Genomic DNA, 13,449 nt, shown 5'->3' on the forward strand with positions numbered 1-13,449 from the left:
TGGAGCGGATGATGCGTGACGCGAAGATCACCCAGATCTACGAGGGCACCAACCAGGTCCAGCGCATCGTGATGGCCCGCAACCTCCCGTAACGGGCCCGACCTCGAACTCCTCGGAGCCCCCGGCCGATTCCGATCGGCCGGGGGCTCCGGCGTTTCCGGACCGGCCTGATCGCCGGCCGCGGCGGTGTCGTATAAATGATCGTCAACTTTCCTGTAGTGCACCCGAGTACGGAGGAATGCAGATGACCGCTCACGAGAACGCCGGCAAGGTCTGGCTGATCACCGGTGCCAACTCCGGCTTCGGCCAGGCCATCGCCGAGGCCGCCATCGCCGCCGGCGGCACCGTGGTCGCCGCCGCCCGGCGCCCCGAGGCGCTGGCCGAGCTGGAGGCCGCCCACCCCGGCCGGGTCGTCCCGGTCCGGCTGGACGTCACCGACCAGGAGCAGATCGCCGCCGCCGTCGAGGAGGCCGTGTCCCGGCTCGGCCGGATCGATGTCCTGGTGAACAACGCCGGGCGCGGCGTGATCGGCGCCGTCGAGGAGACCACCGACCGCGAGCTGCGGGACCTCATGGACCTGCACTTCTTCGGCCCGGCCGCGCTCACCCGGGCCGTGCTGCCGCACATGCGGGCCCAGGGCTCGGGCGCCGTGGTGCAGATGAGCAGCATGGGCGGCCGGTTCTCCTTCCCCGGCGTCGGTGCCTACTCGGCCACCAAGTTCGCCCTGGAGGGGCTGTCCGAGGCGCTGGCCCAGGAGGTGGCCGGCTTCGGGATCAAGGTGCTGATCGTCGAGCCGGGGGCGTTCCGGACCGGCTTCGCGGGCGGTGGCGCGCTCGCCCACTCCGCCCCGATCGACGCCTACGAGCCGGTGGTCGGCCCGGTCCGCACCGGCCTGCCGGACTCCGACGGCAAGCAGGCGGGCGACCCGGTGAAGGCCGCCGAGGCGATCCTGACCGCGCTGGACGCCGAGCGGACCCCGCTGCGGCTCGCGCTCGGCACCGACGCCGTGGACGCGATCCTCGGCAACCTGGACGGCGCGCGCAGCGAGGCCGAGGCCTGGGCGGCGGTCGGCCGTGCCACCGACTTCCCGGCGGGGGCGTAACTCCGCGGGAATCCCCGTGACGGCGGGCGGCCTGGACCCTAGGCTGCCCGCCATGTCCTCCACGCTCAGCCTCGCCGTGCTCACCCCCGACAACATCGACGCCGCCCTGGCCCTGCGGGCGCGACCGGACCAGGAGGGCCTGGTCACACCGGTGGCGGAGTCGCTGGCCGAGGCGTACGTGTACGGGGAGACGGCCTGGCCCCGGCTGATCCTGGACGGCGGGCGGCCGGTCGGCTTCGTGATGGCCTTCTTCGACGTCCGCTTCGACCCGGAGCGACCCGGCGACCGCCCCCGCTCCGGCCTCTGGCGCCTGCTGGTCGACGCCGGGCAGCAGCGCGGCGGCTACGGCCGGTTCGCCGTCGAGCAGGTCTGCGCGGAGATCCGCCGCCGCGGCGGCACCCGCGCGACGGTCACCTACCACCCGGGCCCGGACGGCCCGGCCGGGTTCTACGCCCGGCTGGGCTTCCGCCCGACCGGCGAGCTGAGCGGCGAACAGGAGGTGGCGGAGGTCGAGCTGTGAGGCCTCAGTCCAGCAGTGCGGCGGCCTGCTGCCGGGCCTGCCGCAGCCACTCGGCCCGCTCGTCGGCGGGGGAGCCGGTGACGGTGCGGAACACCGTCCGCCGGACGTCGGTGACGCCGACGTACGGCAGCACGCAGGCCGCCCAGATCCGTTCCAGCGGGTCGCCGAACTCCTCGCGCTCCCGGGTCCCGGGGGTGTCCGAGGTGTTCAGCACCAGGGCCCGCCCGGCCCGCAGCAGTCCGGCCGGCTCGCCGTCGGCGGTGCCGAGCTTGTAGGCGACGCCGGGGGCCAGCACCCGCTGCACCCAGCCGGTCAGCACGGCGGGCGGCATGCCCCACCAGTTGGGGTGGATCACCACCAGCGCGTCCAGGGTGGCCACCTCGGCGCGGTGCAGGGCGAGTTGGGGGTCGGCGGTGGCCCCGGCGTCGGCCACCGTGCCGGTCTCCTCGGCGGTGAGCAGCGGTGCGAACCCCTCGGCGTACAGGTCGTGTGCCCGTACCTCGCAGCGGCGCCCGCGCAGCTCGTCGATCACGGCCTGGTGCAGCGCGTGGTTGAAGCTGCCCGGCCGCGGATGCGCCAGGTAGACCCCGATCCGCTTCATGTTCCGCCCCCCTCAAGGTGGTTGGAGGCCGATGCTACTGGTGCCGCCGGGGTTGCGGGGGCGGACGGCCCTAGGAGCGGGCGGCCGTGTAGTGCGCGAGCGCCTGCGCGGCCGGGACCGGGGTGAAGGGTTCGACGGCGGTGACCGCGAAGCGGGAGAGCCGCAGGTGGGGCTCGCCGGTGTCGGTCAGGGTCCACTGGTGCCGGGTCCGGGCCGTCATCGGGCGGCCGTCCTTGGCGATGCCCTGCCAGTCGAAGTCGATGGCCAGGTCGTACGTCCGGCCGGGCCCCGGGATGACGGTCAGCTCGCGGACGTGGTGCAGGCTGAGCTGGACCGCCTCGCGGGTGCCCGCGTACCAGGCGGCGACCTCCTCGTAGCTGTGCAGCGCCCGCCCGTCGGGGAGGGTCATCGTCAGGTCGTCGGCGAGCAGTTCGCGCAGCGGCTCGGCGTCGCCGGTGGTCCGCTCCAGCAGCTCCAGCCAGCGGTAGAGGAAGGCGCGGGCCCGGTTCTCGCCGGCCGCGGCGGTCAGCGTGGCGCGCAGCCGGTCGAGGTCGGCCTGCTCGGTGGTGGTGTGCTCGGACATGTTTCGGCCCTCTCGGCATGGCGGGGACATGTGTTGCGTGCGCACGCACACACTAGAACTGTGTGCGCATGCACGCAACCTCGGTACGATGAGCGCCATGGACCGCGCTGATCTCACCCTGGGCCCGCTGTCGGAGCAGGACCACGCCTTCTACGGCCTGGTCTGGGCGGGAACCACCCTCGCCGCCCGGATCGACCGGGAGCTCACCCGGGTGCACGGGCTGCCGCTGTCCTGGTTCGAGGTGATGCTCTGGCTGAACGGCCAGCGGGAGCCGGTGGCCGCCTCCGACCTCGGCGCGAAGACCATGCTCAGCCGCAGCCAGGTCTCCCGGGTCGTGGACGCCCTGGCGGGGCGTGGACTGGTGTCCCGCGCGCCCTCCGCCTCGGACGCGCGCTCGGTGCGGATCGAGCTGACCGAGCAGGGCCGCGCCGTCTTCGCCGAGGCCGACGCCACCCGGCGGGCCGTCCTCGCGCCGGTCTTCACCGAGCGGCTGGACGAGGCGGACATCGCCGCCCTGGAGACGGTCTGGCGCAAGCTGAAGGCCTGAGCCCGCTACGCCGCCGCCGACTTCCCGGAGGCGCCGGCGATCACCTCGTCCAGCACCTCCCGCGAGCGCAGCAGGTCGGTGATCATCCGGTCGATCCGGTCGCGCTCCGCGGTGAGCTCCTGGACCAGCAGCGGCGTGGCGGTCTTGTCCGGGCCGCCGTCGGAGTCCCGCATACAGGGCAGGATCTTGTGGATGGTGCGACTGTGCAGCCCGGCCGCGAACAGCTCCTGGATGTGGACCACCCGGTCCACCGCCGTCTCCGGGTACTCCCGGTGGCCGCCCCGGGTGCGTTGCGCGAACAGCAGGCCCTGCTGCTCGTAGTACCGCAGCGAGCGCTCGCTCACGCCCGTCCGCCGGGCCAGTTCACCGATCCGCATGCCGTCCACCCCGTCGTCCCGGTCGAAGCGCCCGTCGAGTCACTCGAGGTTCGAACCGGACGTCGATGCCAGCTTCCGCCCGACGCCCGCCGGATAACACGCCGATCCGACCTCGTGCGCTCCGGGGGTGGCGAGCGACGGTGGGTCGCTCGTGCCATGATCCCTGCATGGGTTCCAACGTTTTCTTCGACATCAGCATCAACGACGAGCCGGCCGGCCGCATCGTCTTCAAGCTCTTCGACGACGTCGTCCCGAAGACCGCCCGCAACTTCCGCGAGCTGGCCACCGGCCAGAACGGTTTCGGCTACGAGGGCTCCGGCTTCCACCGCGTGATCCCCGCCTTCATGCTGCAGGGCGGTGACTTCACCAACCACAACGGCACCGGTGGCAAGAGCATCTACGGCGAGAAGTTCGCGGACGAGAACTTCGAGCTGAAGCACGACCGCCCGGGTCTGCTCTCGATGGCCAACGCCGGTCGCAACACCAATGGTTCGCAGTTCTTCATCACCACCATCGTCACCGACTGGCTGGACGGCAAGCACGTCGTCTTCGGCGAGGTCGTCGAGGGCATGGACCTGGTGAAGAAGATCGAGGGCCTCGGCTCGCAGAGCGGCCGCACCTCGGCCAAGATCACCATCGCCAAGTCCGGCGAGATCGCCTGATCACCGTCCTCCGGGACCGGTGACAACCCACCGCCCCGGAGCGGGGAGTCGGACCTGCCGACCTTCCGCTCCGGGGCGGTGGCATGCCCGCCGACCGTGGAATGGCCTAGGACGAAGGACCGATGGTCGATCGCCCGCCGCCCGGGTGGAATGGGCGGGTGGATCACGAGAAGGCGTACGAGGGACTGGCACCGGACGTACGGGCGGCGTACCTGGAGCGGATCGGCGTGACGGAGCCCGGGCCGCCCTCGGCGGAGGGCCTGGCGCTGCTGCAGCGGGCCCACCTTCGGGCGGTTCCGTTCGAGAACCTGAGCATCCACCTCGGCGAGCCCGTGGTGCTGGAGCCGGCCGCCCTGGTGGCGAAGCTGGTGGACCGGCGGCGCGGCGGCTTCTGCTACGAACTCAACGGCGCCTTCGCCGAGTTGCTGCGCGCGCTGGGGTACCGGGTGAGCCTGCTGGCCGCCCGGGGCCTGGGCGGGGAGCGGCCCGGGCCGCCGTTCGACCACCTGGCGCTGCGGGTCGACCTGGACGAACCCTGGCTGGTCGACGTGGGGTTCGGCCGGTTCAGCCTGCTCCCGCTGCGCCTGGAGGAGCGCGGCGCCCAGCCCGACCCGCACGGCACGGTCGTGATCGGTCCGTACGGCGACCACGGCGAGTTGGACGTACGACTGGACGGCGTGCCGCAGTACCGGCTCGACCCGCGCCCGTACCACCTGGCCGACTTCGGGCCGACCTGCTGGTGGCAGACCACCTCGCCGCAGTCCCACTTCACCCGGTCGACCACCTGCTCGCTGCTCGCCCCGGACGGCGGCCGCACCACCCTCAGCGGCACCCGGCTGATCCGGACCGCCCCCGACGGCGGCCGCACCGAGGAGCAACTCACCGACGCCGGGGCGCTGTCCGCGTACCGGGAGCACTTCGGGATCGCGCTCGACCGGCTGCCGACCCCTCCGTCCGCCTGACGCCGGGGCGGCGGCATGCCGACGGCCGGGAACCGCGGCGTGCCGTCAGGCGAGGGCGGAGCCGGTCGCCCGGAGTCGCCGGTTACTTGAAGTCCGGCACCGTGGTGTCGTTCTTGAAGGCGTCGAAGACCTGCTTGGACTTGCCGGCGTCCCACTGCACCGCGGACTCGCCGGTCTTGGTGTGGTAGTCCGCGTTGCCGATCGGGACGGTCATGGTCTTGCCGTTGCCGCCGTTGACGTCCTTCATGGCGAGGAAGAGCGAGCCCAGGTCGGTCAGCCCGCAGTCGTCGTCGACGATCAGGGTGCCGAGCGCCGAGTCGACCAGCGGGTAGAAGGTGAACGGGTTGAGCACGGTGCCGGGGGAGGCGGCCTGGTGGGCGAGGGCGCCGAGGAACTTCTGCTGGTTGCGCATCCGGCCGAGGTCCTGGTCGGCCATCTGGTGGCGCTGGCGGACGAAGGCGAGGGCCTGGACGCCGTTGAGGGTCTGGTCGCCGGCCTTGAGGTCGAGGCCGGAGTCCCGGTCCTTGATGTCCTGGTCGATGTGCATCTCGACGCCGCCGATCGAGTCGACGATGCCGGCGAACCCGGCGAAGCCGATCTCGGCGTAGTGGTCGATGTGGATGCCGGTGTTCAGCTCGACGGTCTGCACCAGGAGCCGGCCGTTGCCGTTGGCGAAGGCCGAGTTGATCTTCGAGGTGGTGGCCTTGACGGTCTTCCCGTTGCTCGCCTTGAACTCCGGGATCGGTACCCAGGAGTCGCGCGGGATGCTCATCAGGGTGTTCCCGTGGTCCCCGATGTGCAGGATCATCATCGAGTCGCTGCGCTTGCCCTCGACGTCGTGGCCCGTGTGCATCTCGTCCTGCTGGGCCTCGGAGAGGCCCTCGCGGCTGTCCGAGCCGACGATCAGCCAGTTGGTGCCCTTGCCCGCCGCCGGGCGGCCCGGGTAGCCGGCCAGCACGTTGTCGTGGTTGAGCTTGGAGTCCGCCCAGAAGTAGGTGGAGACGGCGGTCACCATCACGGCGATCAGCAGGCCGAAGACCGACCACTTGACTATGCGCCGCCGCGGCCAGCGCTTGGCCTGGGCACCGGCCGGCCGCGCACCGGCCGGGCCGCCGGGACCACCCGGACCACCCGGACCGCCCGGCCGGCCGGGACCGCCGGGGCCACCGGGCCGGCCCGGGCCACCGGGCACGCCCTGCGGCGGGACGCCGCCGTACCGGGACGGCTCGGGCTGCCGCGGCGCGGGCGCCCCCGGCCCGCGCGGGTTCAGCGAGGTCGGCAGCGGCGGCTCGGCCGCCGCCCCGCCTCCGCCGTTGCCTCCGTACGGGTTCCCGCCGCCGCCCGGGCGGCCCTCCTGCCACGTGTTCATGCCGTCGAGGATGCCCGACCCCGCTCGGCCTGACTCCCCCCGGGGGCCCCACCAGGCCTCTTGTAGCAGTTTTGATGCACGTACCGGATCGTTCCGCTGAAACGTCCCGTCACCCGCGTTCCGGCTGCCGAAACGATTCTTGACCGCCTCGAACACAGCGTGTTTGCATTTCAGGCATGGATCAGCGTTGGGCACTCACGCGTCGGCGGCACGTCGACCTGCGGCGTGGGGTGGCCTGTTCGCTCTGTCGCGGCTGACACTCGCGCCTCGCGCCCGTCGAGACGCCCCCTTCCGAGCACCGAACCGCAGCGCCCCGCCCGCTGCGGCGCCGTTTCGAAGAGCCGCCCGCTTCCAGCCAGAGGTGAACCATGGCCACCGTCCTGTCCGTTTCCGGCTCCCCGTCCGCCACCTCCCGCACCACCCGCCTGCTGCGCCACGTCGACGCCCGCCTCGCCGACCGCGGCCACCACGTCATCCCCTTCGAGGCCCGCAGCCTGCCCGCGCACGCGCTGCTGTCGGGCGACTTCGACCACCCCGAGATCGTCGCCGTCACCGAGCTGTTCGCCCGCGCCGACGGCGTGGTCATCGGCACCCCCGTCTACAAGGCCGCCTACTCGGGCCTGCTGAAGGCCCTGCTGGACGTGCTCCCGCAGTACGCGCTGGCCGGCAAGGCCGTCCTGCCGCTGGCCACCGGCGGCTCGCCCGCGCACGTCCTCGCGGTCGACTACGCGCTGCGCCCGGTGCTCAGCTCGATGGGCGCCGGCCACATCACCCAGGGCTGGTTCGTGCTCGACCGCCACATCACCGCCGGGGAGGACGGCACCACCCTGGTCGAGCGCGAGACCGACGCCCTGCTGGCCCCCGTCGTGGCGGGCTTCGCCGACGCCCTGGAGCGGCTGGCCGCACCCGCGCTGACCGGCTGAGCAGCGGCCGGTGCGACCCCGTACGGGGCGACCCCGAGACGCTCCGCGGCGCCCCCTAGGGGGAGGGGGTGCCGCACCCCGTAGAACCTTGGTTGCACCGCTTCATTCCGACGGAGGACGAGCGGCCCGCAACCGACTCCTAACGTGGATCTCACGTCCCCACCCGCCCGAACGCGGCCCGACTCCGTCGGGTCCGCGGCCGACCGTGTCGGCAGGGTGGGGGCCAACGGGTGGGCCCACTTCTTAGGAGACTCCAGTGACGACGGCAGCAGCCGTGTACGACCCCCAGCTTCCCGGCGGACCGTCCGCCGTCGCCGCGTCGGCCCGTCAGGTCACCAAGGCGTACGGCTCGGGCGAGACCAAGGTGACCGCCCTGGACGCGGTCGACGTGGACATCCAGCGCGGCCGCTTCACCGCGATCATGGGCCCCTCCGGCTCCGGCAAGTCGACGCTGATGCACTGCCTGGCCGGCCTGGACACGGTCAGCGACGGTCGGATCTGGATCGGCGACACGGAGATCACCGGCCTCAAGGACAAGCAGCTGACCAGGCTGCGCCGCGACAAGATCGGCTTCATCTTCCAGGCGTTCAACCTGCTGCCGACCCTGAACGCGCTGGAGAACATCACGCTCCCGATGGACATCGCCGGCCGCAAGCCCGACCAGGCCTGGCTGGACCAGGTGGTGGAGACCGTCGGCCTGGCCGGCCGGCTCAAGCACCGCCCCACCCAGCTCTCCGGCGGCCAGCAGCAGCGCGTCGCGGTGGCCCGGGCCCTGGCCGCCCGCCCCGAGATCATCTTCGGCGACGAGCCCACCGGGAACCTGGACTCCCGGGCCGGCGCCGAGGTGCTGACCTTCCTGCGCCGCTCGGTGGACGAGCTGGGCCAGACCATGGTCATGGTCACCCACGACCCGGTCGCCGCCGGCTACGCGGACCGCGTGCTCTTCCTCGCCGACGGCGTGATCGTCGACGAGATGCACGCGCCGACCGCCGACTCCGTCCTCGAACGCATGCGCCGTTTCGACGGCAAGCGCACCAGCTGAGCGGCGGGACGACCTCACCATGCTGCTCAAGACCTCACTGCGGAGCTTCTTCGCCCACAAGGGCCGGATGGCGCTCTCGCTCGTCGCCGTCGTGCTGTCGGTCGCCTTCGTGTCCGGCACCCTGGTGTTCTCCAACACAGCCACCAGCACCTTCTCCAAGCTGTTCGCCGCGACCGCCTCGGACATCTCGGTCCAGCCGCCCAAGCCGGCCGACGACGACCAGCAGGCCGGCGACAAGCCGTCGACCGTCTCGGTCTCGCTCGCCCAGCAGGTCGCCGCGGTGCCCGGGGTGAAGACGGCCGTCGGCCAGGTCATGGTCGGCAACGCCATCCTGGTCAACCCGGCCACCAACAAGCTGGTCGGCCCGACCACCGGCGCGCCCACCCTGCTCGGCAACTGGACCGACACCCCGCGCAACCCGGTGAAGATCACCTCCGGCCACGTCCCGCAGAACTCCGGCGAGCTGGTCCTGGACGCGGACACCGCCAAGAAGGCCGAGCTCGGCCTCGGCGACAAGCTGCGGGTCGACAACGCCGGGGGGCAGCACCCGTACACGATCGTCGGCATCGCCACCTTCACCACCACCAACCCGGGCGCGGCGCTGGCCTTCCTGGACACCCCGACCGCCCAGCAGGTGCTGCTCGGCGAGCAGGCCTACACCTCCGTCGAGGCCTTCGGCGACGGCAGCCGCAGCAACGACCAGCTCAAGGCCGACGCCCTGGCCAAGGTCGGCGCCGGCTACCAGGTCAAGACCGCGGCCGAGCAGAAGGACGAGAACACCAAGTCGATCGGCAGCGGCCTCAACTTCATGAAGTACGCGATGCTCGGCTTCGCCGGCATCTCGCTGATCGTCGGCGGCTTCCTGATCATCAACACCTTCTCGATGCTGGTCGCCCAGCGCACCCGCGAGATCGGCCTGCTGCGCGCCATCGGCGGCAGCCGCCGACAGGTGAACGGCTCGGTGCTGGTCGAGGCGCTGATCCTGGGCGTGCTCGGCTCGACCCTCGGGGTGGCGGTCGGCCTGGGCGTCGCGGTCGGCCTGATCAAGCTGATGAACGCGATCGGCATGGACCTCAACGCGGGCGACCTGGAGATCGGGCCCGACGTGTTCGTGGCCGGCTACGCGGTGGGCATCCTGATCACCGTCATCGCGGCCTGGATCCCGGCCCGCCGGGCCAGCAAGATCGCGCCGATGGCCGCCCTGCGCGACCACGGCACCCCGGCCGAGGCCCGCTCCAACATCGTCCGGACGATCACCGGCCTGGTGCTGACCGGGGGCGGTGCCGCGCTGCTGGTGCTCGCGGGCTCGGCGCAGAAGGCGTCCACCGGCGGCCAGTACCTGGGCCTGGGCCTGCTGCTCACCCTGATCGGCTTCGTCGTGCTCGGCCCGCTGCTGGCCACCGTCGTCATCAAGGTGCTCGGGGCCCTGCTCCCGGCCCTGTTCGGCCCCTCCGGCAAGCTCGCCCAGCGCAACGCGATGCGCAACCCGCGCCGCACCGGCGCCACCGCCGCCGCGCTGATGATCGGGCTGGCGCTGGTGATCGGCTCGTCGGTGTTCAGCTCCTCGGCCGTCACCTCGGCCAGCGCGCAGATCGACAAGTCGGTGGGCGTGGACTACATCATCTCGGGCGGCCGCACCCCGGTCACCACCGACATGATGGACGCGGTGAAGCGGACCCCGGGCATCGATCACATCACCACCCAGGAGGCCTTCAACCACACGAAGGTCCAGCTGCCCGGCGGGCAGAGCGCCAGGACGAACCTGACCGCCGTGCCGACCAGCTTCTTCGGCACCGACTTCCACCCCACGGTCACCGCCGGCGCGGTGGACTCGGTCGGGCACGGCTCGCTGGGGATCGGCGAGACCTTCGCAAAGGACCACAACCTGAAGGTCGGCGACCGGCTGACCGTCGACTACGGCAAGGGCCGCACCCAGACCCTGCCGGTGGGCGTGGTCTTCGAGAAGGGCGGGCTGCTGGGCGACGGCACCTTCGTCGGCCTCGACACCATGACCGAGGTCGTCCCGGCCGCCGAGCAGCCGCCGGTCTGGACCTTCTTCGCCAAGGCCTCCTCCGGCACCGACGTCGCCAAGACGCTCACCGCCCTGGAGGACGCGCTCAAGCAGTACCCGCAGCTGAGCGTCAAGGACCAGGCCGGCTACAAGGAGCTGGTGCAGTCCCAGATCAACACCCTGCTCTACCTGATCTACGGACTGGTCGGCCTGTCGATCACCGTCGCCGTGCTCGGCGTGGTCAACACCCTGGCGCTGTCGGTGGTCGAGCGGACCCGCGAGATCGGCCTGCTGCGGGCGATCGGGCTCTCCCGCCGCCAGCTGCGCCGGATGATCCGGCTGGAGTCCGTGGTGATCGCGGTGTTCGGCGCCGTCCTCGGCACCGGGCTGGGCCTGGCCTGGGGCATCACCGCCCAGCGGGTGCTGCGGGACCAGGGGCTCGGGACGCTCTCCGTCCCGACCACCGTGATCGCGGTGACGCTGGTCTCCTCGGTGGTGATCGGCCTGGTCGCCGCACTCGTCCCGGCCTTCCGGGCCGGACGCATGAACGTCCTCGCGGCCATCGCGACGGACTGACCCGGCGACGGGGGACGTCGGGGCGAACCCCCACGGGGGAGGAACGGGGGAACGGGGGAAACCGGGGGGAACGGGGGTCAGGGGCCGGGCGCGCACAGCGCCCGGCCCCTGCGGCATGGACGGCCACCGGACTGCCGGCCTGATCATCCGATGCTGAGATCATCGCCGGATGCTGCCCTCGGACGCCCCACCCCTGCCCAGCGCCGCGCCCCTCACCGCGGCCGCGGCCGCCCGCTGGCGCGCCGCCCGGACCGCCTGGCGGCTGGACACCCGCTGGCTCGCGCTCGCCCCGGCCGCCTTCCTCGCCCTGGCCACGGCCGTGGAGCCGGCCGACACCGGCGGCTGCAACGTCCAGGGCGTCTGCCAGGACACCTGGGGCTCCACACTGGCGTTCTGGACGGTGCTGGCCGAGATCGTCCTGCTGATCGCCAAGCCCCGCTTCCGGGCACTGGTCCCCCCGGTCGCCCTGGCGGTGCTCTGGTACGCCCCGGGCGGCCTGGTCTCCCCGCTCGCCCGCTGGTCGGCCGTCCTGATGAACCTGCTGCTCGCCGCCGTGCTGATCGGCGCCGAACTCGGCCGCCGCCGCGCCCGCCGGCAACTGGACGAACTGGCGGCCCCGCCCGTCCCCTTCCCGTGGACGGCCGCCGGGGCGCCCTCGCCCGTCCACCCCGAGCCCGAGGGCCCGGGCCGCCGTCTCCTCGGCGGTCTGCTGCTCATGGTCGCCCTGGCGCTCCCGCTGTACGGCCTCTGGGCGCAGGCCGGGCAGCGGGCCGCCGACGGGCGGGCCACCCGGGTGGTCGGCACCGCCGGATCGAGCGACGGGGACGGCGTGCTGACCGTCCGCTTCCAGCCGCCCGGCGGCGGCCCGGAGCGAACCGCCGCCCTGGACGTCCAGTGGCAGCGGCAACCGCAGCCCGGCGAGCCCGTCCCACTGCTGGTGAACGGCGACTCCGTGCGCGCCGCCGGCGACGACTACGACCTCTCCGGCCAGGTGGCCTTCGGCGGCCTGAGCGCCCTGCTCGGCCTCCTGCTGCTCGGCTCGGCCGCCGCTGCGAACGCCCGCCGCGCCCGGCCCGCCTTCGAGGGCTCCGCACCCGCGCTGGCCGTCCGCGTCCGTACCGACGCCCGCGGCGATCTGCTGGTGCTGCCGCTGGACGGCCCGCCGGACGGGCCCGCGCTCTGGCGCCTGGTCGAGCGCGACCGCTACCGCTGGGCCCGCCACGGCGACCCGGACACCGACGGCCCGGCCTGGGTGCCCGACCTCCCGGAGACCGAGGAGGACGAGGACTACCCCGGCCCGTCGTCCGACGAGGCCGGGCCCTACGACCGCCCGACCCCCGCGCAGGCCGTCGCCCGGCTGGCCCGGACCGGCCGCAGCGTCCCCGCCGTGCTCTACCGCGGCCCGGACGGCCCGGACCGGCAGCTCCTGGTCCGCCCCGGACTGCTGGACCACGACCCGAACTGGGTGGCCGCCGAGGTTGCCCCCGTCGCCCGGGCGCCGCGGCTGAACCGCAAGGCCGAGTACGCACGCGAGCAGGAACTCGCCGTCGCCGAACTCACCGCCGAGACGGTGGCCGCCGCCCACCCGGCCGGTTCGGACGCCCGACCGGTGGCCGCCCGCCGCTGGGAGATACCCGTGCTGCTGCGCGTGCTGCCCGGGCCCGCGATGGCGCTGCTGCTCGCCGCCGCCGTGGTGTTCCTGAGCGGCGGGGGTTGGTGGCAGGGGCTGCTGCGCCCGCTCTGGTTCGGCTCCTCGGCGATCCTCGCCTGCGGCCACGCGCTGTCCTGGCAGATCGTGGCCGACCGGGACGGCCTGCGGGTGGCCACCGCGCTGCGCGTCCGCCACTTCCGGTGGCCGCAGATCACCGCCGCCGCCGTGCACCGCCGGCGGCTGATCATCCGGCTGCGCGGCGGCGAGGACCTCTCCGTGACCGGCTGGCCGATGTCCCGGCTGGCCCGCCACCTCGGCGAGCGGTACGACCCGGTGGAGCTGGCCCGGGTGGTCGCCACCGCCGCCCACCGCCCCGACCTGCGCCCCAAGCAGGTGCTGCCGGACCGGCTGGGCCGTCCGCAGCGCCTGGTGAACACCCTTTCGGTGGCCGGCTTCGCGCTGTTCATCGTCGTTCACCACTGGCTCTGAACCTGCCCCGAACCTGCACCGTTCCCACTCCGAT

The 13,449-nt window shown here is 73.0% G+C and carries 14 protein-coding genes; 10 read left to right on the forward strand and 4 right to left on the reverse strand.

Annotated features, from left to right (window positions below; all coding sequences use genetic code 11):
* The 3 genes from ACGF12_RS30730 to ACGF12_RS30740 all read left to right on the forward strand — a co-directional run.
* Positions 1-92, forward strand: a 92-nt coding sequence (locus ACGF12_RS30730) for an acyl-CoA dehydrogenase family protein (protein ID WP_144385854.1), incomplete at its 5' end; no start/stop codon positions are given.
* Between the two features lie 152 nt (positions 93-244).
* The gene (locus tag ACGF12_RS30735) at positions 245-1,102 is read left to right on the forward strand and encodes an oxidoreductase (RefSeq protein WP_393037164.1); all 858 of its coding nucleotides are present in this window, start codon (positions 245-247) and stop codon (positions 1,100-1,102) included.
* A 52-nt stretch (positions 1,103-1,154) separates the two neighbouring features.
* The gene (locus tag ACGF12_RS30740; protein ID WP_393037167.1) at positions 1,155-1,622 is read left to right on the forward strand and encodes a GNAT family N-acetyltransferase; all 468 of its coding nucleotides are present in this window, start codon (positions 1,155-1,157) and stop codon (positions 1,620-1,622) included.
* 4 nt (positions 1,623-1,626) lie between these two features.
* Here the strand turns inward: ACGF12_RS30740 and ACGF12_RS30745 are convergent, their stop codons facing one another.
* A complete protein-coding gene (locus ACGF12_RS30745) occupies positions 1,627-2,223 on the reverse strand; it encodes an NAD(P)H-dependent oxidoreductase (RefSeq protein ID WP_393037170.1) in 597 nt (198 codons plus the stop codon).
* Between the two features lie 70 nt (positions 2,224-2,293).
* Positions 2,294-2,806, reverse strand: coding sequence for a DUF4440 domain-containing protein (locus tag ACGF12_RS30750; RefSeq protein WP_393037173.1), 513 nt, complete (start codon positions 2,804-2,806; stop codon positions 2,294-2,296).
* A gap of 97 nt (positions 2,807-2,903) precedes the next feature.
* Here ACGF12_RS30750 and ACGF12_RS30755 point away from each other — a divergent pair, with 97 nt between their 5' ends.
* Positions 2,904-3,353 (forward strand): MarR family winged helix-turn-helix transcriptional regulator, encoded by a 450-nt coding sequence (locus ACGF12_RS30755; RefSeq protein ID WP_393037176.1) that lies wholly within the window; start codon positions 2,904-2,906, stop codon positions 3,351-3,353.
* A 5-nt stretch (positions 3,354-3,358) separates the two neighbouring features.
* On the opposite strand, the gene ACGF12_RS30760 is transcribed toward ACGF12_RS30755, so the two are convergent.
* Positions 3,359-3,730 (reverse strand): MerR family transcriptional regulator, encoded by a 372-nt coding sequence (locus tag ACGF12_RS30760; RefSeq protein WP_393037179.1) that lies wholly within the window; start codon positions 3,728-3,730, stop codon positions 3,359-3,361.
* A 167-nt stretch (positions 3,731-3,897) separates the two neighbouring features.
* Between ACGF12_RS30760 and ACGF12_RS30765 the strand changes: the two genes are divergently transcribed.
* Positions 3,898-4,392: a peptidylprolyl isomerase gene (locus ACGF12_RS30765; protein WP_393037182.1), complete on the forward strand. Its 495-nt coding sequence runs from the start codon at positions 3,898-3,900 to the stop codon at positions 4,390-4,392.
* Positions 4,393-4,550: 158 nt separating this feature from the next.
* Positions 4,551-5,354: an arylamine N-acetyltransferase gene (locus ACGF12_RS30770; RefSeq protein WP_393037184.1), complete on the forward strand. Its 804-nt coding sequence runs from the start codon at positions 4,551-4,553 to the stop codon at positions 5,352-5,354.
* Positions 5,355-5,436: 82 nt separating this feature from the next.
* Here ACGF12_RS30770 and ACGF12_RS30775 read toward each other — a convergent pair whose 3' ends face one another.
* The gene (locus ACGF12_RS30775; RefSeq protein ID WP_393037187.1) at positions 5,437-6,723 is read right to left on the reverse strand and encodes an LCP family protein; all 1,287 of its coding nucleotides are present in this window, start codon (positions 6,721-6,723) and stop codon (positions 5,437-5,439) included.
* A 368-nt stretch (positions 6,724-7,091) separates the two neighbouring features.
* On the opposite strand from ACGF12_RS30775, the gene ssuE reads away from it, so the two are divergent.
* The 4 genes from ssuE to ACGF12_RS30795 all read left to right on the forward strand — a co-directional run bounded on the left by ssuE (position 7,092) and on the right by ACGF12_RS30795 (position 13,415).
* Positions 7,092-7,646, forward strand: coding sequence for an NADPH-dependent FMN reductase (gene ssuE, locus ACGF12_RS30780; protein WP_393037190.1), 555 nt, complete (start codon positions 7,092-7,094; stop codon positions 7,644-7,646).
* Between the two features lie 256 nt (positions 7,647-7,902).
* Entirely contained in the window at positions 7,903-8,688 is a 786-nt protein-coding gene (locus ACGF12_RS30785; protein WP_393037193.1) for an ABC transporter ATP-binding protein, read from the forward strand.
* Positions 8,689-8,707: 19 nt separating this feature from the next.
* Positions 8,708-11,275 (forward strand): ABC transporter permease, encoded by a 2,568-nt coding sequence (locus ACGF12_RS30790; RefSeq protein ID WP_393037195.1) that lies wholly within the window; start codon positions 8,708-8,710, stop codon positions 11,273-11,275.
* 169 nt (positions 11,276-11,444) lie between these two features.
* Entirely contained in the window at positions 11,445-13,415 is a 1,971-nt protein-coding gene (locus tag ACGF12_RS30795; protein ID WP_393037198.1) for a hypothetical protein, read from the forward strand.
* Positions 13,416-13,449: the final 34 nt, after the last annotated feature.

This window comes from Kitasatospora sp. NPDC048296 (genome assembly GCF_043201815.1).
GTDB lineage: Bacteria > Actinomycetota > Actinomycetes > Streptomycetales > Streptomycetaceae > Kitasatospora.

What these genes read in the sequence shown, in the direction of transcription:
- ACGF12_RS30735 (WP_393037164.1), top strand. Translation starts at nt 245, where the DNA reads ATGACCGCTCACGAGAACGCCGGCAAGGTCTGGCTGATCACCGGTGCC.
- ACGF12_RS30740 (WP_393037167.1), top strand. Translation starts at nt 1,155, where the DNA reads ATGTCCTCCACGCTCAGCCTCGCCGTGCTCACCCCCGACAACATCGAC.
- ACGF12_RS30745 (WP_393037170.1), bottom strand. Translation starts at nt 2,223, where the DNA reads ATGAAGCGGATCGGGGTCTACCTGGCGCATCCGCGGCCGGGCAGCTTC.
- ACGF12_RS30750 (WP_393037173.1), bottom strand. Translation starts at nt 2,806, where the DNA reads ATGTCCGAGCACACCACCACCGAGCAGGCCGACCTCGACCGGCTGCGC.
- ACGF12_RS30755 (WP_393037176.1), top strand. Translation starts at nt 2,904, where the DNA reads ATGGACCGCGCTGATCTCACCCTGGGCCCGCTGTCGGAGCAGGACCAC.
- ACGF12_RS30760 (WP_393037179.1), bottom strand. Translation starts at nt 3,730, where the DNA reads ATGCGGATCGGTGAACTGGCCCGGCGGACGGGCGTGAGCGAGCGCTCG.
- ACGF12_RS30765 (WP_393037182.1), top strand. Translation starts at nt 3,898, where the DNA reads ATGGGTTCCAACGTTTTCTTCGACATCAGCATCAACGACGAGCCGGCC.
- ACGF12_RS30775 (WP_393037187.1), bottom strand. Translation starts at nt 6,723, where the DNA reads ATGAACACGTGGCAGGAGGGCCGCCCGGGCGGCGGCGGGAACCCGTAC.
- ssuE (WP_393037190.1), top strand. Translation starts at nt 7,092, where the DNA reads ATGGCCACCGTCCTGTCCGTTTCCGGCTCCCCGTCCGCCACCTCCCGC.
- ACGF12_RS30790 (WP_393037195.1), top strand. Translation starts at nt 8,708, where the DNA reads ATGCTGCTCAAGACCTCACTGCGGAGCTTCTTCGCCCACAAGGGCCGG.
- ACGF12_RS30795 (WP_393037198.1), top strand. Translation starts at nt 11,445, where the DNA reads ATGCTGCCCTCGGACGCCCCACCCCTGCCCAGCGCCGCGCCCCTCACC.